Here is a 26,957-nt window from a genome sequence, read left to right as displayed (position 1 = left end):
GTATGACAAAATGAATAATAGCATTAAGCAATAAGTCAGAAATTTGTTAAATATTAGCACTTCAGCAGTATTTGCCCATTTTAGCATTTCGTCGTATTTAGTATGCCAAATACGCATAATTTCTTTTTCATATTCTACAATTTGTTCTTCTAATCCTTCAAATTGTTTCACCATTTGACGTGCTTTAGAAAATATCGTGTCATTAGTAACGTCAAAAACTTTTTTCAAATGACGGTCTTGTTCTTCTTTATAAATTAAATGAGCTGCTCTACCAAGCTCGGCATCTTTATGCATATCTTCACTTCTTATCTGTATTTCAAAATGACGTTTAGAGTGTAAAAACTGCATTATATTATGAAGAGACTGATAGCCGTTGCTTTTTGGTCTATTGATATAATCTTTGGTGTATAACCAATCTAAATGCGGAGAACTCTTAACTACGTCTAAAGCATTATAGCATAGAGCTTTAGATTTAACTATAATCCTACATGCAATTAAGTCTTTCAATGCATCAATCGGCACTTCTTTCCTTTTCATCTTTTTTAAAACAGAATAAGGTTCTTTAAGACGCATATATATCTCATTTTCTATATCTGCTTTATTTAAATCTTCTTTAAGCAGATTAATAATATCATAAATCAAATCCCCTCCTGCTACCTAAAATTCTTTATATCTCTATTCTTAGTAAATATTACCTATAGCTTTTAGAACTTAAATCCACAAGACTGTTCATAACACTATTCAAGTAATTGATAAAATTAATTCTTTAACTAAAAATTAAAAAATAGATTAATAGTAAAAATAAATTTTTTCAATACGTGACCATCCTTTGTGGAATCTTGCCTACGCTTTTGGTGCAGGTGTATTGCTCGCTTAAGCTCTTTCCTTGCATTTTGAGCTTTTAAACGCTTTTCCTCCTCTTCATCTATATTCACTCAGAGGTTAAAGTTTCTTCTTTATTTTCCATATTTTAACTCTTATAAATTAGATTATATTATGAATGACAGAGTTTAATTATCATTTAAGAAAAGTAGTCTATAGAAGTAATTAAAATAAGTCAATGACTATAATTATTTAGAGTTGAAAAGATTGTCATTATGCAGGGATGACGTCGGAAGGCTAAATTACAGCATAAAACAACTACTTCTAGGTGATACCTGCTTTTAATCTTAATTTTTATGTTCCAGGATAAGCTATAGTATGCTAAGATATTGCTTTTAAAAATGAGTGATTATCAGTGTCAAAATTTTCTTTTAATATTCATCATCAGCATAAAAAAGCTAGAAGCGGTATTATCGTAACCGCACACGGTGAGATGCGTACTCCTGCTTTTATGCCGGTTGGAACTAGAGGAACGGTTAAGGCAATGCTACCTGAATCGGTAGCAGAAACAGGGGCAGATATATTGCTTGGCAATACTTACCACTTAATGCTTCGGCCGACTGCCGAACGTATAGTACGGCTTGGTGGCTTACATAAATTCATGAATTGGGATAAGCCGATATTAACCGATTCTGGCGGTTTTCAGGTAATGTCGTTATCGAAGTTACGCAAGATAACCGAAGAGGGAGTAAGTTTCAGCTCTCATATTAACGGCGATAAATGTATGTTAACTCCTGAGCGTTCTACCGAAATACAATATCTGCTCGGTAGCACAATCACTATGGCTTTTGATGAATGTACGCCTTACCCTGCAGCCTTTGAAGAAGCTAAAACTTCTATGCAGCTTACGACTAGATGGGCGAATAGATCACGTAATGCTTTTGTTAAACGGGAAGGCTATGCACAATTCGGTATTATTCAAGGTAGCGTTTACGAAGAATTACGTGAGCAATCGGCTAAGGATCTAGTAGAACTTGATTTTGAGGGTTATGCTATAGGTGGACTTGCAGTAGGTGAGGGGCAGGAGCTTATGTTTAGAGTACTTGATTATGCTCCTGATTTTCTGCCGCAAAATAAGCCGCGTTATTTAATGGGAGTCGGTAAGCCTGCTGATATTATAGGTGCGGTTAGCAGGGGTATAGACATGTTTGACTGCGTAATTCCGACACGCTCAGGTCGCAACGGTCAGGCTTTTACGAAATACGGTACGGTCAATATCCACAATAGCAAATATGCCGATGATAACAAGCCGCTAGAACATGATTGCCTATGTCCTGCTTGTAGAAACTATAGTAAAGCTTATCTACATCATTTAGTTAGAATCGGTGAAATACTTGGCTCTATGCTAATGACGTGGCATAATTTAACATATTTCCAAAATCTCATGAGCCGTATTAGAGCATATATTAAACTAGGTAAAGATTTTGATTTTGATTCTTAAAGTGACTAGTTATAAAACATGCCTTATTACATGTAAACGTACTTAAGTAGGTTATGTTATGAAAAAAGTTTGTGCAGATCACACTTCAGTGATTGTAACTAGACAAAAACAAAAACCGTTGGTTATTATGTCGCTTGAAGATCATAATGCTATGGAGGAAACTATACTTGTTAAAAAGTCCTAAAAATGCTGAAAGACTAAAACGAGCAATTAGCGATTTTGAAGAAAATAAAAATTTTAGGAATTGGATTTGATTGTAAATTAAAATAAAAGTATGAACTACTAATGCAAAATATTGATTTAATATCTGAAGAGGAAGCACAAAAATTACTAGAAGAACTCGCTGATAAAATAGCAGCGTATAACCATGCTTATTATATAGAAGATAATCCTTTAGTTTCTGATAGCGAGTATGATCAACTATTTAATACCAATCTCAAGTTAGAACAAAAATTTCCTCATTTAATTTTAGAAAATAGTCCTAGCAAAAAAGTAGGGGCTAAAATAACAAATAAATTTGCTAAAGTTACGCATCAAGTGCCTATGCTATCTCTCAGTAATGCTTTTGATGAGCAAGATGTGAGAGATTTTGTAGACCGTATAAAAAATTTCTTACGCCTTAATGAGTTTGCTCCTATCTTTTGTGAACCTAAAATAGACGGTTTGTCTTTTTCTGCTGTTTATAAAAACGGGGTGCTTACAACGGGGGCTACAAGAGGTGACGGATATGTCGGTGAAGATATAACAGCAAATATTAAAACAATTAAAAATTTTCCTCATAAAATAGATAATGTCCCGGAGTTTTTAGAAGTACGAGGGGAAATTTATATTGAAAAACAAGATTTTTTAAATCTAAATAAAGAACAAGAAGAGCAGGGCAAGGATAAATTTGCCAATCCTCGTAATGCTGCTGCCGGATCACTGCGTCAGCTTGATGCTTCTATTACGGCTAGAAGACCGCTCAAATATTTTGTATATTCAGGAGGGGTAACTGAACAGAATCTCGCGTCTTCACAAGATCAATTACTTACAAAATTAAAAGAATGCGGCTTTAACATTAATGAAATATCTAAACTTGCGAGTTCTGAAGAAGAAATTTTCGCCTTTTACGAATATCTCAAAACAAATAGGGAAAATTTACCTTATGAAATTGATGGAGTAGTATATAAGCTAAATGATTTTGCACTGCAAAATAGAATGGGCTTTATTGCACGAAGTGCACGCTTTGCTACTGCTCATAAATTTCCTGCAATAATAGGACAAACAAAGTTACTTGCTATTACTGTACAGGTCGGTAGAACTGGTACGTTAACGCCGGTAGCCGAACTTGACCCCATAGAAATAGGCGGGGTCATTGTTAGCAGAGCAACATTACATAATTTTCAAGAAATTGCACGAAAAGATGTGCGGATTAAGGATTATGTATTCCTGCAACGTGCTGGTGACGTTATTCCTAAAATCATGGGAGTTGATTTTGATAAACGTCCTAATGATACAGCAACGTTTGATACTCCTTTATTTTGTCTGTCATGCAATTCTAAGTTGCATTATACGCCTGAAGATATTATTATACGCTGTGATAATGGCCTTAACTGCCCTGCTCAGAATTATGAGCGTATCCGTCATTTTGTATCGAAAAATGCTATGGATATTAAGGGGCTTGGGCGTAAGCAAGTTGAGTTTTTAATAGATAAGGGATTGATTAGTAATCCTTTAGATATTTTCTTTTTAAAAGAAAAAAATGACTCTAGCTTAGCAAAACTTGAAAATATGGATGGATGGGGTAAAAAATCAGTAGAAAATCTTTTTAAAAATATAGAAAAATCAAAAAACGTTAGTTTGTCAAGATTTATATATGCATTAGGCATAAGGCATATCGGTGAACAAAATGCTAAATTACTTGCTAGAGAATTTGGCAGCTATAATAATTTTATAGCTCAAATGGAATTACTTAGAACAAATGAGTCTGATATTTATCAAAAACTAAACAATTTAGAAGGAATCGGTGATAAGATTTTAGCAGATATTATTGATTTTTTTGATGTTAAAGAAAATATTGAGCTTATCAAAAAACTTGGTGCAATATTAAATATTGAAGATTATAAAGAGACTAGAGAACAGAGTAGTTTAACGGACAAGATAGTCGTATTTACCGGTAGTTTACCGACGATATCTAGAGCAGAAGCTAAAGCAATGGCTGAGAAGCTTGGGGCTAAAGTTGCAGTTGGCGTATCATCGAACACGGATTTAGTTGTAGCCGGCGTTGATGCAGGCAGTAAACTGAAAAAAGCTAAAGAGTTGAATATTAAAATTATTGATGAAGAAGAATGGCTTACGCTTATAAAAAATGTTTAAAACAAGAAGGCATAAATGATAGTAAATAAAAAACTCTATGTCATTCCCGCGAGTTGGTCATAGAAGTGAAATTTATGATTAATTTAAAATGAACTATCGTCATATTTATCATGCAGGCAATTTTGCCGATATAGTCAAACATTTAGTCCTAATTAGTATTTTAGAACAGTTCAAGAAAAAAGAAAAACCTTTTGCGGTTTTAGATGCTTTTGCTGGACTAGGTCTTTACGATTTAAACTCGGAGGCGGCTTCTAAAATTCTAGAAAGCGATACGGGAATTAATAAATTACTGCAAGCTACCGATCCTATCCTTCAGCTCTTACAAACTTTTTTAAATATAATAAATATAGCAGGTAAAAGTCACTACCCAGGTTCACCTTTTATAATTAAACAATTATTAAGACCAAATGATCGCTTAATTGCCTGCGAACTTCATCCAAGCGATTATTTAAGTTTAAAAAAATTATTACCAAATGGATACGCATAATATAGATGCTTATAATGCTATCAAAGCTTTGCTACCATTTAAAGAGAATAGAGGATTAATTTTTCTTGATCCGTCTTTTGAAGTAAAAAATGAGTTTCAAAAATTACTTGAAGCACTTAAAAAAATTAAGCTACGAGTGCTTAATAATACTATCTTAATTTGGTATCCTATAAAAGATTTATCTTTAGTCCATGATTTTTACCATAATTACAAAAATATCGGATTTAAAGAAACTATGATTATTGAATATGAGCTTTTAAATAGTGATAAAAATATGGTAAAGTGTGGGTTAATGTTAATTAATCCTCCAAATATTAGAGGAGAATTAGAGAAATTAACAGAATATTTACGTGGCACTCTTAATTTGAAATTTACATACATTTATCTTGAATGTCTTTTAAAAAATATATCTTTTTACTGTTTATAGTTTTTCTTGTTCAAGGTTGTAGCAGTATTAAAGAATCTAGTGATACTACGTTACTTTCTACTACTTCATCTCAATTAAAGCAAAAATATAAAGTCAGCTATGCGGATTTAGTAGTACAGTATGATTTAACAAACAAAAATAGCAAATGTATATATGCAAAAAACTTAGGTCTAATAATTAATAACCCTAAACAAAATAAGATTTTTTTACACAAATTGCATAATAAAAACCTGGCAGAATTTAATAAAGCAGCCGAAATAAAAATAGCTGATATAAAGGCAGTTGTAACAAAACTAAATTCAAAATATAAGTTTCTCTCTAAACCGGAAGCTAGCTATTTTGCAAAAAAACAAGCTCATAGGAATAATATCTCAGAATTAACCAAGCTTGATAAAATAATTAGTACAATACCGCTTATGATGCCGGCATATGAGCCGAAAATTACTAGCCATTACGGAACTCGGACAAGTCCTCATAAAAAGAAAAGAAAAAAGAAATGTTTTCATAGCGGTATGGATTTACAAGCTAAAAAAGCAGCACCGATATATGCGGCAGCAAGCGGAATTGTTATAAAAGCCGCTAGAGCACCTGATTACGGGAATTTTGTTGAGATTAAACATGGACGCAAATTTGTTACGAAATATGCTCATTTAAAAGAAATGTCAGTCAAGGAAGGAAATAAAATTAAGCGTGGTCAATTTATCGGTATACAAGGAAGCACTGGTAATGCAACGGGTGAACATTTGCATTTTGAAATTCTGTTAGATAATAAAGCAATCAATCCATTTGACTTTATTTTTAACTACCGTAAATGTTAAACTATGATCAAACTTTTATATCCTGAATTTTGGCAGAAGCGAAATATTATAGCTTATTTGCTTTTGCCTATAAGCTTGATATATCAATTTTTAGGCTATTTACGAGCTAGTTTAGCACGTCCTATTATGTTGCCTGCTAAAGTTATTTGTGTCGGTAATTGTAGCGTAGGAGGTACGGGTAAGACCCAGATAGTAATGTATCTAGCTAAATTACTAAAAGCTAGAAATGTAAGTTTTGTAATAGTAACTAAGGCTTATGGTAGTAACCTTAACAGTGCAACTACCATACATCAAGGACATACAGCATTAGAGGTAGGAGATGAGGGGGTAATACTTGCAAAGTACGGAGCAGTTATTGCTACTAAAAATATTAAAAAGATTGTGCCGTTAATTAACGAGCTTAAACCTGATATAATAATAGTTGATGATTTTCTACAAAATCCTTATTTTCATAAAGACTTTACTATAGTCTCAGTAGATAGCCAAAGGCTTTTTGGCAACGGTTTTCTAATTCCTGCCGGTCCTTTAAGACAATATCCAAATAAAGCCCTTGATGCAGCTGATTTAATTTTTTTAGTCAGTAGCCACCAAGATAAAATACCGAATATTTTAACTCCTTATGTCAATAAGTTAATAAATGCTCAAATAGTTCCTTCAGATAATATAGATAAAACTAAAAATTATTTTGCTTTTAGCGGTATCGGTAATCCTGAACGTTTCTTTGCGACTTTAAAAAATTACGGATTAAATATAACCGGTTACAAAATTTTTCCTGATCATTATAATTATTTACAAGCAGATTTAGAAAATTTATATTCATTAGCTAAAAAGCATAATGCTACCTTAGTTACTACAAGAAAAGATCATGTTAAGTTTAATGATTTAAATAATAATATTGTTTGTCTAGATGTAGAATTATCTATAAACCATCCTGATTTATTAAATGAAAAAATTTTTAAAAAAGCTCAGATATTTAATTGAGTATTTTATCGTTGTTATATTCCTGAAAGTAATAGGAATATTCGATGTAGATAAAGCGGCGGATATTTGTAGTTTTATAGCAAGAAAAGTTGGTATATTATTTGCTGTTAATAAAATTGCTAGACGAAATATTAAAGTAGTATTCGGCGATATGTGTGATATTGAAAAAATCATAGATCAAACTTGGGATAATTTTGGTAGGTTTATCGGTGAATTTACATATGTTGGCAAGATGGATGAAGCCGAGTTAGAGCGTAGAATCGAAATAATCGGCATAGAAAATATTAAAAAACTTGAAGGACAACCTTTTTTATTATTTAGCGGTCACTTTGCCAATTGGGATATTAGTCTTAAGATTCTTCATAAATTTTATCCGAAAGTTGCTGTAATTTATCGTAAAGCAAATAACCCGTATGTTAACAAGTTGGTTAATGAAAGTCGTGCCGGTGATAAATTAAGACTTATACCGAAAGGTCCTGAAGGTAGCAGAGCTTTAGTCAGGGCTATCAAGGAGAGTGAATCTATTGTTATGCTTGTTGATCAAAAAATGAACGATGGAATTGAAGTGCCTTTTTTAGGGCATCCTGCTATGACTGCAAGCGCCATCGCTAAAATTGCTTTGCAGTATAAATATCCAATTATACCTTGCCAAATTATTAGAACTAAAGGCAGTTATTTTAAAGTAATAGTTCACCCGCAATTAAAGTTTGAGCAAACCGGCGATAATAAAGCCGATTGCTATAATATTATGCTTAATATTAATCAAATGCTAGGAGAATGGGTTAAGCAACATCCTTCTCAATGGTTTTGGTTTCACAATAGATGGAAGAAATGAAACGTCATTGCGAGCAGTCGTAGACTGCGTGGCAATCTCGTCAAATGTCCTGAGATTGCTTCGTCAATTGCTATGCAATTTTCTCGCAATGACAAAAAAATGAGCCACGGGATGACATTTTAAGAAAGCATAGTCCGTAATTTCTCAAGTACTTCTTGAGCGTGATTTTTAGCATTTACCGACCGCCAAATATGCTTAACTATGCCTTCCTTATCAAGTAAAAACGTAGTTCTATCAATACCCATATATTTTTTACCGAACATTGATTTTTCTATCCATATCCCTAATTGTTCGCATAAATTTGAATTTGCATCAGAGGCTAAATCAAATCCTAAACTATATTTTTCTTTAAATTTATCATGAGAGTCAAGCTTATCTTTGGATACTCCGATAATTACCGTATTAAGTTTATCGAATTCCGGTTTTAGCTTGTTAAAATCTTGTGCTTCAATAGTACAGCCAGGTGTATCGTCTTTCGGATAAAAATATAATATTACGAATTTTCCTTTTAAATCCGATAGTTTAATTACGTTATCTTGACCTATGTATAAAGATAAATCAGGAACTTTTTTTCCTAGTTCTAATGTCATAACACCCTCAAATTTATTTGATACAATAACTATATATTCAATATGTACTTTTTAAAATTGCTTTTTATAATTATATTATTTATGATACCGGTATATAATATTTAAGTTTAATTTTTATTAACTATTTCGATAAAGAGGTTTTATGAGAACTATAAGTGAAGCACTTGAAGAATTACATTAAAATCTTAAGGACTCTGCTAAAATTATTATTGTCGATTTTAATAAAAAATGTCATGAAGTAGCGGATAAATTATCCGTCAAAATTAATGATTTAGAGGAATATGCTAAGGATAGTAAAGACCATTCTTTAGAAACTATAAAGAGCAATATAAAAATTTAACGAAAGAGTTACAGGATTATCAGAAAATTAAAGATGATATAAGTGGAAGAATATAGGCAAACTCTTGTGAAAAAACTTGATGATTTAAGTAAGAAAGTTGAACAATATAATAATAAACATAAATAATTGGAGAATATAATGAAAAAAATTTTAATAACATTAGGTGCTACCGCTACTTTATTATTATAACACCTGGTATTTTTGCAGGTTTGCCTACCAAAGATAACACAAAAGCAAATGAAGTGCAAACTGAAGAAGTAGCTACAAGTAGTACAAAAACAATTACCGAAAACTTACAGGAATTAAAAGACAATTTAACAAACCTAGCACAAACGGGAGCCGATAAATTTAATCAGACCTTAAGCAATATTTATGATCAGATAGCCCAAAGCGTTGCAGAGATAAAAAACAATGTGAAAGATCAGAAAAATAAAAAAGGTGAAGAACTGCAAAAATCTATAGATGCTGTAAAAGCAAAAATGGAAAATTATAAAAAAGCAGGCAGCAAGAAGCAAGAAAAAATACGTCAGCACCTAGTGGATAAATTAGAAGAGCTAAATAAAAATATTAACGAATATAATAATGATAAAGAAAAAGCAAATTCGTAATTTTTGAACGTCATTGCAAGGAGATGCGTAGCATCGACGCGGCAATTTCATAAAGTAGGATAAACTCCTGAGATTCCTTCGTCGAAACTTATAGTTTCTCCTCGCAATGACTGCGGACAATATATCCTTAAAAACCGGTATTATTTATGACTATTACCAAAGAAAAAATTGCAGCTATGTTAAGCTCTAAATTGGGCTTTTCAAATAATTTATGCGAGGAAATAGTTCATACGGTTTTTTCTAATATTTTAGAAATAGCAAAAGAGCAAAAATTAACTTTAAAGAATTTTGGTAGCTTTGAGGTTAAACAAAAAAATCCACGTCCCGGAATAAATTTTCATACCAAAGCACCGGTAATTATAGAATCAAGAAAGAATTTACGTTTTGTCCCTTCTTCTAAATTAAAAGCTTTAATTAATGAATCTACTCGATGAACTTCGTTATAATTTGTTGGCTTGTTGCATGTCTCGGAAAATGCTTTTTATGTCATTCCCGCGAAAGCGGGAATCCAATAAAACCTATAAAAAACTTGTTTTTTTAAGGTTTATTTTGTCAATAATGTGTATCAATATTAAGGTTATTTGGGGACTCCTGCCTATGCGGGAATGACATAAAACGAGCCATGCAACAAAATCTGTATTCGGAGTATATGACAAACAATAAGCTAACAAAAAAATATTATTCTGCTAGTGAAGTGATTAAGCATTTAAATATTGCTTTACATCAATTAAGATATCTAGAGACAAAAAGCCCTGATTTATCTAATTATAAAATAAATAATAGAAAATATTATACTGCTAATGATATTGATCTACTCCAAAAAGCTTTAAATAAAGATATTACATCTCTTTCTACCGCTAGAATCGATATATTACTTACCAATTTCCATAATTTGTCTCTTCAAATAAAAAAAATTCTTGCCGATCCCTTGATGACGTGCGTATAGTACTTGTCATATCACGTTTTAAAGAAAAGAAAGGAACATATTATGACAATAAGACAAATGGTAAAGCCAGTAATTATAGGTATATCTGGTCCTGGATTAACCGATGCCGAAAGAGAATTATTGGAAGAGCATAATCCTTTAGGTGTAATTTTATTTCGTCGTAATATTAGAAAGAATGATAACGGTGCGCAGGATAAAGAAGCCCTTATTAAGCTTATTGCAGATATAAAAGAAGTGTTAGGGGACAATACTATCATCTCTATAGATCAAGAAGGCGGTAGGGTAAAAAGGCTCATAGCACCAACTTTTTATGACGCTCCGGCTGCTCAAACTTTTACTGATCCCCAAGTATGTAAACAAAATTATAGTGATATTGCGAAAGAGCTGAGAGAAGTAGGCATTAATCTAGATTTTGCACCGGTAGCGGATTTGATCCACGAAGGAGCAGACAAGATAGTTGGCGATAGAAGTTTCGGTGGGGAGCCGGAAGTAGTCGTGCCTTTATGTTTAGCTGCTATAGACGGATTACAAGAAGAGAAAGTCGGGGCTTGTATAAAACATATTCCGGGCCATGGTAGAGCTACGGTGGATAGCCATAAAAAATTACCGATTGTCGATGCTGATATAGAAGAGTTAGCAACAACAGACTTTAAAGTATTTAAGGAGCTCGCGAAGCACGATAATATTAAACTTGCTATGACGGCACATATAATTTACAAAGCTCTTGATCCTGAGAATCCTGCCACCCTATCAAAAAAAGTGATAGACTATATTAAAAATAATATCGGCTTTAAAGGGCTTATTATTTCCGATGCAATAGATATGAAAGCTTTAAGCGGTAGTATGGCAGATATGACCAAAAAAGTTTTAGATGCAGGCGTAGATATAGTGCTTGAATGTACCGGAGAATTTAACAAAATGTCTGAAGTTCTAGGTAGTGTTTTGGAAAGTTCTATAGATAAATTTTCTGACTTGTTTATTGCTTAATGCTATTATTCATTTAATGTCATACTGCGGCTCGACCGCGGTATCTTAGGACATAGTCTGTGATGCAAGATCCCCCGTGGTCATAAGCCACGGGATGACAATGGAACTGTACAACGGCAGGTATTTAGCCGTTTAATGGCTATTAAGGAACTTATCCAATTAATCTAAGTTAAAATTAATTAAACAATTATATTGAAAAAATTTATTTTTACTATTAATCTATTTTTTAATTTTTGGTTAAAGAATTAATTTTATCAATTACTTGAATAGTGTTATGAACAGTCTTGTGGATTTAAGTTCTAAAAGCTATAGGTAATATTTACTAAGAATAGAGATATAAAGAATTTTAGGTAGCAGGAGGGGATTTGATTTATGATATTATTAATCTGCTTAAAGAAGATTTAAATAAAGCAGATATAGAAAATGAGATATATATGCGTCTTAAAGAACCTTATTCTGTTTTAAAAAAGATGAAAAGGAAAGAAGTGCCGATTGATGCATTGAAAGACTTAATTGCATGTAGGATTATAGTTAAATCTAAAGCTCTATGCTATAATGCTTTAGACGTAGTTAAGAGTTCTCCGCATTTAGATTGGTTATACACCAAAGATTATATCAATAGACCAAAAAGCAACGGCTATCAGTCTCTTCATAATATAATGCAGTTTTTACACTCTAAACGTCATTTTGAAATACAGATAAGAAGTGAAGATATGCATAAAGATGCCGAGCTTGGTAGAGCAGCTCATTTAATTTATAAAGAAGAACAAGACCGTCATTTGAAAAAAGTTTTTGACGTTACTAATGACACGATATTTTCTAAAGCACGTCAAATGGTGAAACAATTTGAAGGATTAGAAGAACAAATTGTAGAATATGAAAAAGAAATTATGCGTATTTGGCATACTAAATACGACGAAATGCTAAAATGGGCAAATACTGCTGAAGTGCTAATATTTAACAAATTTCTGACTTATTGCTTAATGCTATTATTCATTTTGTCATACTGCGGCTCGACCGCGATATCTTAGGACATAGTCTGTGATGCAAGATCCCCCGTGGTCATAAGCCACGGGATGACAATGGAACTGTACAACGGCAGGTATTTAGCCGTTTAATGGCTATTAAGGAACTTATCCAATTAATCTAAGTTAAAATTAATTAAACAATTATATTGAAAAAATTTATTTTTACTATTAATCTATTTTTTAATTTTTGGTTAAAGAATTAATTTTATCAATTACTTGAATAGTGTTATGAACAGTCTTGTGGATTTAAGTTCTAAAAGCTATAGGTAATATTTACTAAGAATAGAGATATAAAGAATTTTAGGTAGCAGGAGGGGATTTGATTTATGATATTATTAATCTGCTTAAAGAAGATTTAAATAAAGCAGATATAGAAAATGAGATATATATGCGTCTTAAAGAACCTTATTCTGTTTTAAAAAAGATGAAAAGGAAAGAAGTGCCGATTGATGCATTGAAAGACTTAATTGCATGTAGGATTATAGTTAAATCTAAAGCTCTATGCTATAATGCTTTAGACGTAGTTAAGAGTTCTCCGCATTTAGATTGGTTATACACCAAAGATTATATCAATAGACCAAAAAGCAACGGCTATCAGTCTCTTCATAATATAATGCAGTTTTTACACTCTAAACGTCATTTTGAAATACAGATAAGAAGTGAAGATATGCATAAAGATGCCGAGCTTGGTAGAGCAGCTCATTTAATTTATAAAGAAGAACAAGACCGTCATTTGAAAAAAGTTTTTGACGTTACTAATGACACGATATTTTCTAAAGCACGTCAAATGGTGAAACAATTTGAAGGATTAGAAGAGCAAATTGTAGAATATGAAAAAGAAATTATGCGTATTTGGCATACTAAATACGACGAAATGCTAAAATGGGCAAATACTGCTGAAGTGCTAATATTTAACGAAGAGTAGGGGGATCATTAGTTCGTCATCCCGTGAGACGAAAATATGTCATCCCGTGATTTGACCACGGGATCCAGTTCTTGGTGTCATACTGCAAGCTTGTAGCGGTATCCATCTAAAAAAATCAAAAAATGTATACTTATTAAGTTATTTTTTTGGATCCCGCCGGTCAAGCCATGCATAACACCAATGTGGTAAAAATATAACATTTATTAAAACTTTATAAAAAAAATATAGCGATGCTTGTAATTATATACAATATATAGTATGCTACAGTTCGTAGTTTAGAAACTATTGAAACAAGATATTAGGTTATTTCCTTATCAAAGGTGGGATATCTTGACTTACGTTTGATAAGTTTGTTTTAATACTAGGTACTAAATTTTAACTTAAATATAGGACAATAAATTATGGCTCAAAAACCAAATTTTCTAAAAAAATTAATTTCCGCAGGGTTGGTAACTGCTTCTACAGCTACCATAGTAGCCAGTTTTGCAGGTTCAGCTATGGGTGCTGCTATACAGCAGAATAGAACAACAAACGGGGCTGCTACAACTGTTGATGGTGCAGGATTTGACCAAAATGTCGATCCTGCAAATGTTGCGGTTGCTCTAAATGCAGTTATTACTGCTAATGCTAATAATGATATTAGTTTAAATACTCCAGACGGTAGTTTTAACGGTTTGTTTTTAGGTATTGCAAACAATTTAGCAGTGACAGTGAAGGCAGATACTACCTTAGGGTTCATCACTAATGCTGCTAATGACGGTAACTCCTTTAACTTTGCGCTTGGTGCCGGTAAAACTCTTACTATAACAGGTCAAGGTATTACTAATGCACAAGCTGCTGTTACACACAATGCTCAAAATGTTGCTGCACCATTTAATGGTGGTGTTGCTATTGCCAATAATGATCTTCGCGGTTTAGGAACAATAGACTTCGGTGCTGCGGCTTCTACATTAGTATTTAATTTAGCAAATCCTACAACTCAAGAAGCTCCTCTTATACTTAGAGGTAATGCTCTAAATGGTCTTAACGGTACATTAAATGTTACTAATGGATTTATTCAAGTTTCAGATAAAAGTTTTGCTACTGTTAAGGCAATTAATATCGGTGACGGTCAAGGTTTCATGTTCAATACTGATGCTAATAATGATAATGCTTTAAATTTACAAACAGATGGTGCTACTATTAATTTTAATGGAACAGACGGTACGGGTAGATTAGTATTATTAAGTAAGCATAATGCTGCTACCGACTTTAACGTTACAGGAAGTTTAGGCGGTAATCTAAAAGGTATTATCGAATTTAACACTACCGCAGTAGCCGGTCAACTTATAGCTAAGGCAGGCCCTGATAATGCAGTAATAGGTACTAATAATGACGCAGGTAGAGCTGCAGGATTTGTTGTTAGCGTAGATAATGGTAAGGCAGCAACAATCGTTGGACAAGTTTATGCTAAAGACATGGTTATACAAAGTGCTAATGCAGACGGACAAGTAAATTTTAGACATATAGTTGACGTTGGTACAGACGGTACTACTGCCTTTAAAACAGCAGCTTCTAAAGTTGCAATAACCCAAAACTCAAACTTTGGTACTACTGATTTCGGTAATCTTGCAGCACAGATTACAGTTCCTAATACTATGACCCTTACCGGTAATTTTACAGGTGATGCTAGCAATCCCGGTAACACTGCAGGTGTGATAACTTTTGATGCTAACGGTACTTTAGCAAGTGCTAGTGCAGATGCAAATGTTGCGGTGACAAATAATATTACAGCAATTGAAGTATCAGGTGCCGGAGTTGTCCAATTATCAGGAACACATACTGCCGAGTTACGTTTAGGAAATGTCGGTTCTGTCTTTAAACTTGCTGACAGTACAGTTATAAACGGTAAAATTAACCAAACTGATCTTGTCGGTGGTGCTCTTGCAGCTGGTGCTATTACCTTAGACGGTAGTGCTACAATTACCGGCGATATAGGTAACGGTGGCGGTGGCGGTGCTGCTGCTGCTGCATTACAAAGCATTACTTTAGCTAACGATGCTACAAAAACATTAACACTTGGTGGAGCAAATATTATCGGTGCTGATGTTGGTGGAACGATTAATTTCCAAGCTAACGGTGGTACTATTAAATTAACAAGCACTCAAAATAATATTTTAGTTGATTTTAATTTAGCTATAGCTACTGATCAAACAGGCGTTGTTGATGCGAGTAGCCTAACAAATGCTCAAACTTTAACTATTAGCGGTACAATCGGTGCTATTGGAGCTAATAATAAGACTCTTGGACAATTTAATATTGGCTCAAGTAAAACAGCTTTAAATGACGGTAATGCTGCTATTAACGAGTTAGTTATTGGAAATAACGGTTCAGTACAATTTGCTCATAATACTTATTTAATAACAAGAACTACAAATGCTGCTGGTCAAGGTAAAATAATATTTAATCCTGTTGTAAATGATAATACAACTCTTGCAGCCGGTACAAATTTAGGTAGTGCTGTAAATCCACTTGCAGAAATTAATTTTGGATCTAAAGGGGCTCATGCTGATACTGTATTAAATGTGGGTAAAGGTGTAAATTTATATGCTACTAATATTACTACTACCGATGCTAACATAGGTTCTTTCGTCTTTAATGCCGGTGGAACAAATATAGTAAGCGGTACAGTCGGTGGACAGCAAGGTAATAAGTTTAATACTGTAGCATTAGGTAACGGTACTACTGTTAAGTTCTTAGGTAATGCAACATTTAATGGTGACACTACAATTGAAGCTAATTCTACCTTACAAATCAGTGGTAACTATACTGCAGACTGTGTTGCATCTGCTGATGGTACCGGTATAGTAGAATTCGTTAACACTGGTCCTATTACCGTAACATTAAACAAACAAGCTGCACCTGTTGATGCTTTAAAACACATAACGGTTTCTGGTCCCGGTAATGTAGTGATTAATGAGATAGGTAATGCAGGTAATTATCATGGTGTTGTGACTGATACGATTGCTTTTGAAAATGCAAGTTTAGGTGCAGTTTTATTCTTACCTGACGGCGTCCCATTCAATGATGCAGACAACAGAATTCCTTTAACAATTAAAAGTACCGTAGGTAATGAAACAGCTACAGGTTTTGCTGTTCCTAGCGTGATTGTTTTAGGTGTTGATAGTGTCATCGCTGACGGTCAAGTAATCGGTGATCAAAATAATATCGTAGGTCTAGGTCTTGGAAGCGATAACAGTATAATCGTTAATGCTACTACATTATATGCAGGTATCAGTACTATAAACAATAATCAAGGTACTGTCACACTTAGTGGTGGTGTTCCTAATATCCCTGGTACAGTTTATGGCTTAGGCACGAGTATTATTGGTGCTCCACAGTTAAAGCAAGTAACGTTTACTACAGACTATAACAACTTAGGTAATATTATTGCAACTAACGCAACAATTAATGACGGTGTAACTGTTACTACAGGCGGTATAGCCGGAACAGATTTTAACGGTAAAATTACTCTTGGAAGTGTTAACGGTAATGCTAATGTAAGGTTTGCTGACGGTATATTTTCTAATTCTACAAGTATGATTGTTACTACTAAAGCTAATAACGGTACTGTAACTTATTTAGGTAATGCATACGTCGGTAATATAGGTACTTCAGATACTCCTGTAGCTTCTGTTAGATTTACAGGTAGTGATAATGGTGCAGGATTACAAGGAAATATTTATTCACAAGTCATAGACTTTGGTACTTATAATTTAGATCTTTTAAATTCTAATGTAATTTTAGGCGGCGGTACTACTGCTATTAACGGTAAAATCGCTCTTCTTACAAATACTTTAACATTTGCAAGTGGTACTTCAACATGGGGAAACAATACTTCTATTGAAACTACTTTAACATTAGCAAACGATAATATAGGTCACATCGTTATCGCGGAAGGTGCTCAAGTTAATGCAACAACCACAGGAACTACAACCATTAACGTACAAGATAATGCCAATGCAAATTTCAGTGGTACACAAACTTATACTTTAATCCAAGGTGGTGCTAGATTTAACGGTACTTTAGGAGGTCCTAACTTTGCTGTAACCGGAAGTAATCGTTTCGTAAATTACGGTTTAATACGTGCTGCTAACCAAGATTATGTAATAACACGTACTAACAATGCAGAAAACGTAGTTACTAATGATATCGCAAATAGTCCGTTTGGAGGTGCACCGGGTATAGGTCAGAACGTTACAACATTTGTAAATGCAACTAATACTGCAGCATATAATAATCTTCTTTTAGCTAAAAATAGTGCTGATTCTGCTAATTTTGTCGGAGCTATCGTTACCGATACAAGTGCGGCTATAACTAATGCACAATTAGATGTAGCTAAAGATATCCAAGCTCAACTTGGTAACAGATTAGGTGCTCTTAGATATTTAGGTACTCCTGAAACTGTTGAAATGGTTGGACCTGAAGCTGGAGCAATATCAGCTGCGGTTGCTGCAGGTGACGAGGTTGTTGATAATATAGCTTATGGTATATGGGCAAAACCTTTCTATACTGATGCACATCAAGGTAAGAAAGGTGGTTTAGCTGGTTATAAAGCTAAAACCACCGGTGTCGTAATCGGTTTAGATACGCTAGTTAAAGATAACTTAATGATCGGTGCTGCTATCGGTATCACTAAAACTGATATAAAACACCAAGATTATAAGAAAGGTGATAAAACCGACGTTAATGGTTTCTCATTCTCTCTATATGGTGCCCAGCAGCTTGTTGAGAACTTCTTTGCTCAAGGTAGTGCAATATTTAGCTTAAACCAAGTGAAGAACAAAAGTCAGCGTTACTTCTTCGATGCTAACGGTAATATGAGCAAGCAAATTGCTGCCGGTAATTATGATAACATGACATTCGGTGGTAACTTAACAGTTGGTTATGATTGCAATGCAATGCAAGGTGTGTTAGTAACTCCAATGGCAGGACTTAGCTACTTAAAGTCTTCTGATGAAAACTACAAGGAAACCGGTACAACAGTTGCAAACAAGCAAGTTAACAGCAAGTTTAGCGATAGAACCGATTTAATAGTAGGTGCTAAAGTAGCCGGCGGTACTATGAACATAACTGATCTTGCGGTATATCCGGAAGTTCACGCTTTTGTGGTGCACAAAGTAACTGGTAGATTATCTAAAACTCAGTCTGTATTAGACGGACAAGTTACTCCGTGTATCAGCCAGCCTGATAGAACCGCTAAAACATCTTATAATTTAGGTTTAAGTGCAAGCATAAGATCTGATGCTAAGATGGAGTATGGAATCGGTTACGATGCTCAGATTGCAAGTAAATATACTGCACATCAAGGTACTCTAAAAGTCCGTGTAAACTTCTAATCGCTCCCGATTAGCAAGTTTATAAGTTCCTCAAGAAAAAGGCCTTCTTTGAAAAAAGGGGGCTTTGTTTGTTCTTTCTTCCTGTCTACATGCCTTGTTGTATGGCGAAAAAACCTACTATATGTCATCCCCGCGTAGGCGGGGATCCAGAAAAAAGTGAGATAAATCGAGCTTTTAATTTTATAAACTTATTGTGTATAATCTTTAAATTACTGGAGTTCCGCTTTCGCGGGAAGGACATAAACGAGTCATACAACAACCCTCCGCCTATGCGAGAATGACATCACCTACTTTTCCACCCCGTGCAATACCTTTACTAACCTCAAATTTTATTGACTTCTAGTCGAAGAGATATAAATTTTACAGCTAAGAATTTAATTCATAAATATTATGAAAAAAAATATATTAGTGATTATTATGCTTCTAATAAGCGGAAGTATATTTGCTCAAAGTCAAATATCCAAATAAGCAATCTAGTGTAGTAGGGGTAAGCGGTATGGGTAAAATGCAGCTTGCTAGAATGTACGCTTATGAAAATAAAGATAACTATAACATAATTTGGTTGATTGATTGTAATCTAAATATGGCGCAGCAATTACTCAAATTATCTAAAACTATTAATACCGAGGTAAAATTACTGGTGATTTCAGAAGATATGGCAGTGATGAAGAAAGATTTAAGGGTTTATCTAGCAAGTAAAGATAAATGGTTATTGGTGTTTGATAATTTAAAAATAGGCGAGAATAAGAAAATAGAAGATTTTATTAATTGGGAGTATAACGGTAATATTATATTTTTTTCCCAAGACGATGAATTATTATCTAACATAATCAAAGCAAACGCTTTCACTAAGCCGGAAGCTGTATTACTTGCAAAAAATATATTGGAAAATAAAAATCCAGAATTAATAAATTTTTTGACTCAAGCATTTGGAGGTTAGCCGATTCTCGTAGTTCAAGGAGCACAAATATTAAATCAAATACAAGGTTTAAACTTAGAAAATACAAGAAAAAGATAAAAGCCTCTAAGGATAAAATTGAGCTAAATATAAAACTTATTAGCAATGAATTAAAGCCTAGTGCCAAGAGATTACTTGGGATAGCATCGCTTAATAATCAAAGTTTTTCAAAAGAATTATTAAATTCTATTACTGAAGATAAGCATAGTCTAGATGATAATATTTATCAGCTTTCTAAATTTGCTTTGATCTCTAATATTGAACCTAATGAAGTTGATCCAATATTTGAAATGCATGATGTTATAACTGAAAAAATATTACAAATAAATGGAGATAAAGGAAATAAAGAATATCTTGAACGTAGTGTTACTAATCTTTTAAATTCTATACCTAAAAGTTTAGTCAAGGGGCGTATTTTTAGAAATGCTAAAACTATACCGGATTAATTACAAAAAATGCAGAAAAATACGATATATAAAATTTTAGAGTTATCAATTTATTAATACAATATGCTAATTCTTTCGATTTATATAACTCAAAAAAATTAGTAAATTGGTTTGATAGAAACGATCAAAAAGGTAAATTTAAATTATGGACAATGAATAATGAAGAGCAATTTGCTTATGCTGCATATTTAGGACGCATAGGGTGGTATTATAGAACTTGGTCAGATCCTAAAAAAGCAATTGAATATGATATGAAAGCTAGGCAGGTATTTGATGAAGTGAAAGGATATGATTCCATGAAATGTAATGTAGTTTTCGGTTCGGCTATATCCAATATTCAGCTAGGAAAGCTAGAAGAAGCAGAAAAAATATCCAAATGATGGCAGATATGTTCAATCAAAGTCTAGTAGATCAAACTGACATAGCAACTACAACTATATATTATGCAAAAGCTAAATTATTTAATATCCAAGGTAAAAATTATGAAGCATTAAGAAGAATTGACGATACTATAAATGCTTGTATCGAAAACGGGATGAAACCTCAAGATTTATTGCTTACCGGTTCATATCTCATTAAATTAGATGTATTAAATAATCTTAAGAAACATCAGGAAGCTCTTTCTTTATTAGAACAAGTATATGATATGAATAAGTCGAGTAAAAAAGAGGGAAATCAAGTATTTGGACGAATTTTTACCCAAAAATCAAGAGCAAAACTAGGTTTAGGTGATGTTACCGAAGCTCTAGAATAATAAAAGCTAAAGCAATTTTGCTTAATGATCCAACTAGACCTAACAAAGAGATTATTATATCACCGGATATAGATTTGGCAAAAACGTTTGTTGCTGAAGGGGATGCACTAGTGTTACTTAATCAAAATGAGGAGGCGATAGATACTTATGCTACTGCTGAAAATATATATTGGAATAACTATAAAGAAAATATGAAAAATGTGTATGCAATAAGTAATATGTATTTTGTGGCCGCTAAAGCTAAGTTGTACTTTACCTAAGAAATTTTGGTATGAAAAATTCCGTAATAATCAGATAGAACAATTCGGAGCTGATCATTCGAATAGTATAAAAATTTTAAACCTTAAATGTGATGATTCAAATTAGCTAGAATTTTTTCTGATTAGTGCAATAAAAAAACCGGACGCGGTAAGAATAATTCCAAGCCAAATAAAGCTCATCGTTGGCTTGTAATATATTTTAGCATGGATTATATCGCCGTCTATATTACTTAAAACTGCGTAAAGATCATATGATAAGTAAGAGTATATATCACTTTCTTGCGATAAACTCTTTTCAACTATATAAAGCCTATTTTCCGGCTTTAATATAGTGATATTATGGCTATTATCCTCAAGCCAAAATTCAGCGATCTGTCTATAATAATTTTTACCTTGAGCAAACTTAATATTTTGCAATGTTACTTTAAATTCGTTAAATGTTTTACTTGTTCCTACTCTGCCGGTAAAATCCATTTCACTTTGTAATAATGTATTCATAGTAATACTAAAACTAATTAGTGCAAAACCAAAATGTCCAAGGATCATACTAGCGTTACTTGCTTTAAGTCTATTTCTACAATAATTAGTTTTAACCAAAAGATAATGAATATTATGAAGCATAAGAAATATAGATGCGATTATAGTTAAAATCGATATAACACTAAATGTTACTTTTAATGATATTAAATAAGTAATTATTAGAGATAATATTAGCATTATAATATGTTGTTTAATAGAGCTTCTGGTAGTAAATAATCCTATGGTACCAAGAATAGGGATAACAAATATAATAAAATTATTAACAAAAAATGTTTTACTAATAATAATAGGTTTATCGTCGAATAAAGAGTAAATTGGTGGATAAAGTGTGGCAGCTATTAGCACAATAAGGCTAAGAAGGAGGAATATATTACCGAGGAGTATGGAGTCCCCACAATTCGTCATTGCGAAGCCACGAAAGTTGCTGTGGCAATCTCGGTGAGTTTCCTGAGATTGCTTCGTCAATGCTAATGCATTTCCTCGCAATGACGTGGTAGTATACAACCCAATACTACCAATCCCCACAATCAAAAATATCCCAAGCAAGTATATTCCTCTCTCAGGTGAGAATGCAAAAGAGTGAATTGAGGTAATAAAACCGGAACGTACTAAAAAAGTACTAAATATTACTAATAAAAAAGTAATGATGGATAAAATTATCGTCCAGTTTTGCATACGTCCGGTTTTTGTTGTTACAATTATAGAATGATGGAGCATAATTCCGGATAACCAAGGAAAGAGTGAAATATTTTCTACCGGATCAAAAAACCAAAATCCGCCCCAGCCGAGTTCTCTATATGCCCACCAAGAACCAAGGCTAATTCCTATGGTAGTAAATAAGATACCGATATTGGAAAATGTTTTGAGAAGTCTTATGTCATTAATGGATTCCCGCTTTTGCGGGAATGACATAAGTGGGTATGAGAATGACATAGAGGCACAGACAATAGTAAACGGTACTACATAGCTAACATAGCCTAAATAAAGCAGAGGAGGATGGATGCTCAAAGCAATATCTTGTAGCATCGGGTTTAAGCCTAACCCTTCTTTAGGAACGAAAGAAAACACGTTAAAAGGATTGGAGGTAAAGTAAATAAAGCTACTAAAAAATAATTGTATGGCTGATAGAATAATAATAGATAAAAATTTAAGACGGTTATCTTCAAGTAAAAATATATAATAGCAACTAACGATTTGTAATAAACAAAACCATAATAACATTGAGCCTTCGTGGCTTGACCAACTACCGGCTATTTTATATATTAAAGGTTTTAAAGTACTGGAATTTAAGAAAACATTTTGTAGTGAAAAGTCAGAGATAATAAAAGCATAGACTAGGGTAAAAAAGGCAAGTATAGCACATGAGGCAGCTATGTAGAAGGGGAAAGTAATGAGGTAGTTGTCATTCCCGCGAAAGCGGGAATCCAGTATATAACATAGAAATTTTTTATGGATTCCCACTTTCGCAGGAATGACATAAAAGACAAAAGACAAACCGATAACCGACAAGCACATTGTTGTTAGCAGTAAAAAATTACCGATTTCACTCACTGCTTATTGTTCCCTCGGTAGTAGGTAATACGGTAATTTTTACGCTATCAATCTTATTGGCAATTTTCTTTAAAATAATTACCTTGAAATTAAATATTTCAATTACTTCCCCTTGATTTGGAATTCTAGCAATTTTATGGATTATTAATCCTGCTATAGTGTTTGCATCTTCATCTGATAAATTCCAATCAAGTTCTCGGTTAATATCTCTAATAGTCGTAGTTCCTTTTATAATGAACTCGGTATTAGACTTCTTGATGATTTCATGATTAAGTCTATCGTGTTCATCAGTAATGGGGCCTACGATTTCTTCTATAACATCTTCAAGAGTAATAATACCTAGTAGAGTACCATACTCATCTACAACACAAGCAAAATGATTATTACGTTCTCTAAATGCATGTAGCTGGTCTACTACAAGTGCATTCTCAGGGATAAACCAAGGTGGGGTTAGAAGTTTATTAATATCAACTTTTTTTGCATCATTATTATTTTTGTATAATGCTTTAAGCAAATCTTTTAGATTGAGAATCCCTATTATATTATCTCTATTATCTTGCCACAAAGGTATACGTGTATGAGCACCCGATAATAAAGTTTTAATTATCACTTCATGAGGTAGGTCGATATTAAGGGCTATAATACTACTTCTGTGAGTCATAATTTCTGATACCGTCATATTACGTATATCTAATATCCCGCCCAGCATATTACGATCAGATTTATAAACTCCGCCTTCTTGATGGTAATGCTCAATCACACCTCTTACTTCTTCAGTTCCTGATATTTGAGGATTTAAATTAATACGAAATATGAAGCAAAATATTTTTGTAATGTAATCAAGAGCAATATTAATAGGTTTGAAAAGCTTTAAAAATATTACGATAGTTGAAGCCATTTTTAATGCTAATTGTTCAGGTTTAGCAACAGCTATTGCTTTCGGTACTACTTCGGCAAAAACAATAATTATAAAAGCCATAACGCCGGAAGCAATAATGGGTCCATTATCTCCAAGAAAGCTAATAAAGAGAGTAGTAGCAATAGTGGTACAAACAGTATTGATTAAACTATTACCTATTAATAAAGTTCCTATGACCTTTTCTTTTTTCTTAAGAACCTCTAAAACTGTTTTAGCACGCTTATTACCAGCGATTTTAAGCTTATGAATCTTCCCTGGGGAAGAAGCGGTAATAGCAGTTTCGGTAGCGGCAAATAAAGCAGATAAGGCGATCATTATTATAATAACGATCGCAAGTATGATAGTCATTCTTTGTTTAAATCTCAATTAACTATAAATAATTATATTAGTAATTATAGATTTTGCCTAATGTTTTTTTGTTATCGACTACTCCTTTCAGTATCTTTTGTTTTTCGGCTGTTAATAAGATTTTGAAATTTATTATTTGTAGATGATGTCTTGCGTGATTCGTGTCCAATCGCTATTGCTTGTTGCTGTATTAATAATATATTAGCTTGAGCTTTCCTTAAATTTATACCTTGTTCTTTAGATTCTTCAGTAGTTAGAATTTTTTGCCCTTTTGAGAGTTTTATCGCACTATCGCATACGAAAACTCCGCAATCATATACATTTTCTTGTTGCTTGGTATTTAGATCTGTTATTTTTGCATCGGGATAAATTTCGGTAATATATTCTGTTACTTTTGGTCGAGATTCCAATGGCTCACCATAAGGATCATTATACATAAAGTTTATATTACCTTTATCATCTTTACTAGCCATTAAGAGTAACCAATGTTTATGTCCTGTATTTAGTGGTATAATTGCAGGCTTATTATCTAGTATTAAACCCTCTACTGTAACACGAAGAGTATCTTTTAGTATTGCCGGCTCTTCTAAAGAGGCATGATGAAATATAGAGAACATATTCTTATCTATATTTGCTTCCAATATATTTTTTATATCATCTTCAGTGTATAAATAAGTAGGTTGTTTTATATTTCCTGTATTATAAACACCAACTTGATCTTCAGTATTTATAACCGGTGATGATTTTTTTTCAGATATCTGCTGTTTTGGATCTATTATTGGTTTGGCTAATTGTTGTTCTGCTTTTAGAGATTCCTTATACATTTCCTGTGGAATTCCTAATTTCCCCCATGGTGTTTGATTATTAGCGGGAGCTTGCTGTTGCGGTGGATTTATAGAAGATGCAACAGTGGTTAGTGGTTCTTCTGTTATTGTCGGCTTTGCTTCCGTAGTTGGAGTTGTTGATTCGTGAGTTTTAGGTTCTTCTTTTTTGTCGAATATTGCTTCTTTAAAATAGTTAAAGATTCTTTTAAAAAAACCTTGCGGTTGTGGTTGGTTTGCTTTTGGAGGTTCATATGATGTTGTTTGTTCTACTTGTATATCCTTAGGTCTATCATTCATAACTTTCTTTGTATTAAAATTAAAGTCAATAGGATTTACTTCAGTTTTACCTAAATCTTTTTGAAATTGCCTAGATATTTGTGATACATATTTTTTAAAGTTTTCAGCAGCATTATTTGAATCTTTTAAGATTTCATTAATTTCGAGTTTCAATCCGTAAATTTGATCTTCAGAGGTAATACCGAATTTAGCAGTGATAAGATTTATTGCTTCGTCTGCAGAAAGAGGCCAAGTTTCTATAATCACTCTACCGCCTTGATTTTTAGCGTTTTTTATTATTTTATCTAGCTTTTCTTTATCAGGTATTGTACCAGAAAGTAATTGATCAATTTTACGATCATATACAAGATTGTTAAAAACAGATGTTACTAAACTTATATCCATAATTGTAGTGGTTTTATCTTTTGGTACTATACCATCGGCTATAGATAAATTTTGATCTGCTTCATTTGTAAAAAAAACATGATCAATTTTTTTCATAATTTGCTTCCAATAAGCTTCTAGTGCAGAATTTTGGGGTAATGAATTATATTGATCAAAAGTAATAGTAGTTTTTATATTTAAATTTTGTAAATTAATTAAATCTTGTACCTTTAAAATAGGTTGTATATTATTGTTATTAAGTTGAATATTAAAAATCGGTGTTTTGCCCTTTTTGCGGGATTCTTGTAAGATCTCCGAAAAAATACGTTCTTTATCGGGTATATGTGATGCTTTATTAACTTCTAGCCGGATAATAGGCAGTTTATTTTGAGCTTCCTGCTTGTTTATTTTCTCTAATATCCGATCTTCATCTCCAAGTAAAAGAGTAAATATAATAGGCTCAGCCATTACTAACCTTTATTAAAAGAATATTAGGTTCTGTGAAAATTTCTAATTGATTTACTATTTTAAGATATTTTTTAGCAAACCTTAATAAGGTTTTTGTAAGGAATAGTTATTCATATTTCAAAAAAATCTTATAATTTGCAGCAAAAAAGAGCCAAAATTAAATCTTTTTAGAAATCTTCACAGAACCTACATATAATTATT

The 26,957-nt window shown here is 32.9% G+C and carries 20 protein-coding genes and 4 pseudogenes; 19 read left to right on the top strand and 5 right to left on the bottom strand.

Annotation, left to right across the window (positions count from 1 at the left end):
* Positions 1-42: 42 nt before the first annotated feature.
* Positions 43-642 (bottom strand): annotated as a pseudogene (locus ACPKKV_RS07130) (bifunctional (p)ppGpp synthetase/guanosine-3',5'-bis(diphosphate) 3'-pyrophosphohydrolase); the annotation flags it as partial.
* A gap of 595 nt (positions 643-1,237) precedes the next feature.
* Here ACPKKV_RS07130 and tgt point away from each other — a divergent pair.
* From tgt to ACPKKV_RS07095, 7 genes and pseudogenes are all read left to right on the top strand, one after another.
* Entirely contained in the window at positions 1,238-2,323 is a 1,086-nt protein-coding gene (gene tgt, locus ACPKKV_RS07125) for a tRNA guanosine(34) transglycosylase Tgt (protein ID WP_392505551.1), read from the top strand.
* Positions 2,324-2,381: 58 nt separating this feature from the next.
* Positions 2,382-2,507, top strand: coding sequence for a type II toxin-antitoxin system Phd/YefM family antitoxin (locus ACPKKV_RS07120; protein ID WP_392505549.1), 126 nt, complete (start codon positions 2,382-2,384; stop codon positions 2,505-2,507).
* A gap of 101 nt (positions 2,508-2,608) precedes the next feature.
* A complete protein-coding gene (gene ligA / locus ACPKKV_RS07115; protein ID WP_392505548.1) occupies positions 2,609-4,678 on the top strand; it encodes an NAD-dependent DNA ligase LigA in 2,070 nt (689 codons plus the stop codon).
* A gap of 88 nt (positions 4,679-4,766) precedes the next feature.
* Positions 4,767-5,592 (top strand): annotated as a pseudogene (gene rlmJ / locus ACPKKV_RS07110) (23S rRNA (adenine(2030)-N(6))-methyltransferase RlmJ).
* Positions 5,556-6,410, top strand: a complete 855-nt coding sequence (locus ACPKKV_RS07105) for a M23 family metallopeptidase (protein WP_392505547.1) — start codon at positions 5,556-5,558, stop codon at positions 6,408-6,410. Before rlmJ ends, ACPKKV_RS07105 begins: the two are co-directional and overlap by 37 nt.
* Before the next feature lie 3 nt (positions 6,411-6,413).
* Entirely contained in the window at positions 6,414-7,391 is a 978-nt protein-coding gene (gene lpxK / locus ACPKKV_RS07100) for a tetraacyldisaccharide 4'-kinase (RefSeq protein ID WP_392505546.1), read from the top strand.
* A complete protein-coding gene (locus ACPKKV_RS07095) occupies positions 7,354-8,226 on the top strand; it encodes a lipid A biosynthesis lauroyl acyltransferase (protein WP_392505545.1) in 873 nt (290 codons plus the stop codon). Before lpxK ends, ACPKKV_RS07095 begins: the two co-directional genes overlap by 38 nt.
* Positions 8,227-8,345: 119 nt before the next feature.
* Here ACPKKV_RS07095 and bcp read toward each other — a convergent pair whose 3' ends face one another.
* Complete coding sequence (gene bcp, locus ACPKKV_RS07090; protein ID WP_392505544.1) at positions 8,346-8,816, bottom strand: thioredoxin-dependent thiol peroxidase; 471 nt, start codon at positions 8,814-8,816, stop codon at positions 8,346-8,348.
* A 478-nt stretch (positions 8,817-9,294) separates the two neighbouring features.
* On the opposite strand from bcp, the pseudogene ACPKKV_RS07085 reads away from it, so the two are divergent.
* From ACPKKV_RS07085 to ACPKKV_RS07030, 12 genes and pseudogenes are all read left to right on the top strand, one after another.
* A pseudogene (locus tag ACPKKV_RS07085) lies at positions 9,295-9,764 on the top strand (hypothetical protein).
* 146 nt (positions 9,765-9,910) lie between these two features.
* Positions 9,911-10,198, top strand: a complete 288-nt coding sequence (locus ACPKKV_RS07080) for an HU family DNA-binding protein (protein WP_392505543.1) — start codon at positions 9,911-9,913, stop codon at positions 10,196-10,198.
* A gap of 215 nt (positions 10,199-10,413) precedes the next feature.
* The gene (locus ACPKKV_RS07075) at positions 10,414-10,710 is read left to right on the top strand and encodes a MerR family transcriptional regulator (RefSeq protein WP_392505542.1); all 297 of its coding nucleotides are present in this window, start codon (positions 10,414-10,416) and stop codon (positions 10,708-10,710) included.
* 42 nt (positions 10,711-10,752) lie between these two features.
* Positions 10,753-11,697, top strand: coding sequence for a beta-N-acetylhexosaminidase (gene nagZ / locus ACPKKV_RS07070; protein WP_392505541.1), 945 nt, complete (start codon positions 10,753-10,755; stop codon positions 11,695-11,697).
* 365 nt (positions 11,698-12,062) lie between these two features.
* Positions 12,063-12,662: pseudogene (locus ACPKKV_RS07065) on the top strand (bifunctional (p)ppGpp synthetase/guanosine-3',5'-bis(diphosphate) 3'-pyrophosphohydrolase); the annotation flags it as partial.
* A 382-nt stretch (positions 12,663-13,044) separates the two neighbouring features.
* Entirely contained in the window at positions 13,045-13,650 is a 606-nt protein-coding gene (locus tag ACPKKV_RS07060) for a RelA/SpoT-related domain-containing protein (protein WP_392505540.1), read from the top strand.
* Positions 13,651-14,051: 401 nt separating this feature from the next.
* Positions 14,052-19,028: an outer membrane protein OmpB gene (ompB, locus tag ACPKKV_RS07055; protein ID WP_392505539.1), complete on the top strand. Its 4,977-nt coding sequence runs from the start codon at positions 14,052-14,054 to the stop codon at positions 19,026-19,028.
* Positions 19,029-19,470: 442 nt separating this feature from the next.
* Positions 19,471-19,968 (top strand): hypothetical protein, encoded by a 498-nt coding sequence (locus tag ACPKKV_RS07050; RefSeq protein ID WP_392505538.1) that lies wholly within the window; start codon positions 19,471-19,473, stop codon positions 19,966-19,968.
* 263 nt (positions 19,969-20,231) lie between these two features.
* Complete coding sequence (locus ACPKKV_RS07045) at positions 20,232-20,432, top strand: hypothetical protein (protein ID WP_392505536.1); 201 nt, start codon at positions 20,232-20,234, stop codon at positions 20,430-20,432.
* Positions 20,433-20,584: 152 nt separating this feature from the next.
* Positions 20,585-20,812: a hypothetical protein gene (locus tag ACPKKV_RS07040; protein WP_392505535.1), complete on the top strand. Its 228-nt coding sequence runs from the start codon at positions 20,585-20,587 to the stop codon at positions 20,810-20,812.
* A gap of 8 nt (positions 20,813-20,820) precedes the next feature.
* Positions 20,821-21,186, top strand: coding sequence for a tetratricopeptide repeat protein (locus tag ACPKKV_RS07035; protein WP_392505534.1), 366 nt, complete (start codon positions 20,821-20,823; stop codon positions 21,184-21,186).
* A 17-nt stretch (positions 21,187-21,203) separates the two neighbouring features.
* Positions 21,204-21,446: a hypothetical protein gene (locus tag ACPKKV_RS07030; RefSeq protein ID WP_392505532.1), complete on the top strand. Its 243-nt coding sequence runs from the start codon at positions 21,204-21,206 to the stop codon at positions 21,444-21,446.
* Positions 21,447-21,548: 102 nt separating this feature from the next.
* Here ACPKKV_RS07030 and ACPKKV_RS07025 read toward each other — a convergent pair whose 3' ends face one another.
* The 3 genes from ACPKKV_RS07025 to ACPKKV_RS07015 form a co-directional block, all read right to left on the bottom strand.
* Positions 21,549-23,537, bottom strand: a complete 1,989-nt coding sequence (locus tag ACPKKV_RS07025) for a heme lyase CcmF/NrfE family subunit (RefSeq protein ID WP_392505531.1) — start codon at positions 23,535-23,537, stop codon at positions 21,549-21,551.
* Positions 23,530-24,804 (bottom strand): HlyC/CorC family transporter, encoded by a 1,275-nt coding sequence (locus ACPKKV_RS07020; protein ID WP_392505530.1) that lies wholly within the window; start codon positions 24,802-24,804, stop codon positions 23,530-23,532. Before ACPKKV_RS07020 ends, ACPKKV_RS07025 begins: the two co-directional genes overlap by 8 nt.
* A 71-nt stretch (positions 24,805-24,875) precedes the next feature.
* On the bottom strand, positions 24,876-26,756 hold the full coding sequence (locus ACPKKV_RS07015; RefSeq protein ID WP_392505529.1) for a Ulp1 family isopeptidase: 1,881 nt from the start codon (positions 26,754-26,756) through the stop codon (positions 24,876-24,878).
* Between the last annotated feature and the right edge of the window lie 201 nt (positions 26,757-26,957).

Origin of the sequence: Rickettsia finnyi, from assembly GCF_049668125.1 — a bacterium.
Lineage (GTDB): Bacteria > Pseudomonadota > Alphaproteobacteria > Rickettsiales > Rickettsiaceae > Rickettsia > Rickettsia kotlanii.
Note: the sequence above shows the minus strand (reverse complement) of the source record. Positions and strands in the feature narration are given on the sequence as shown.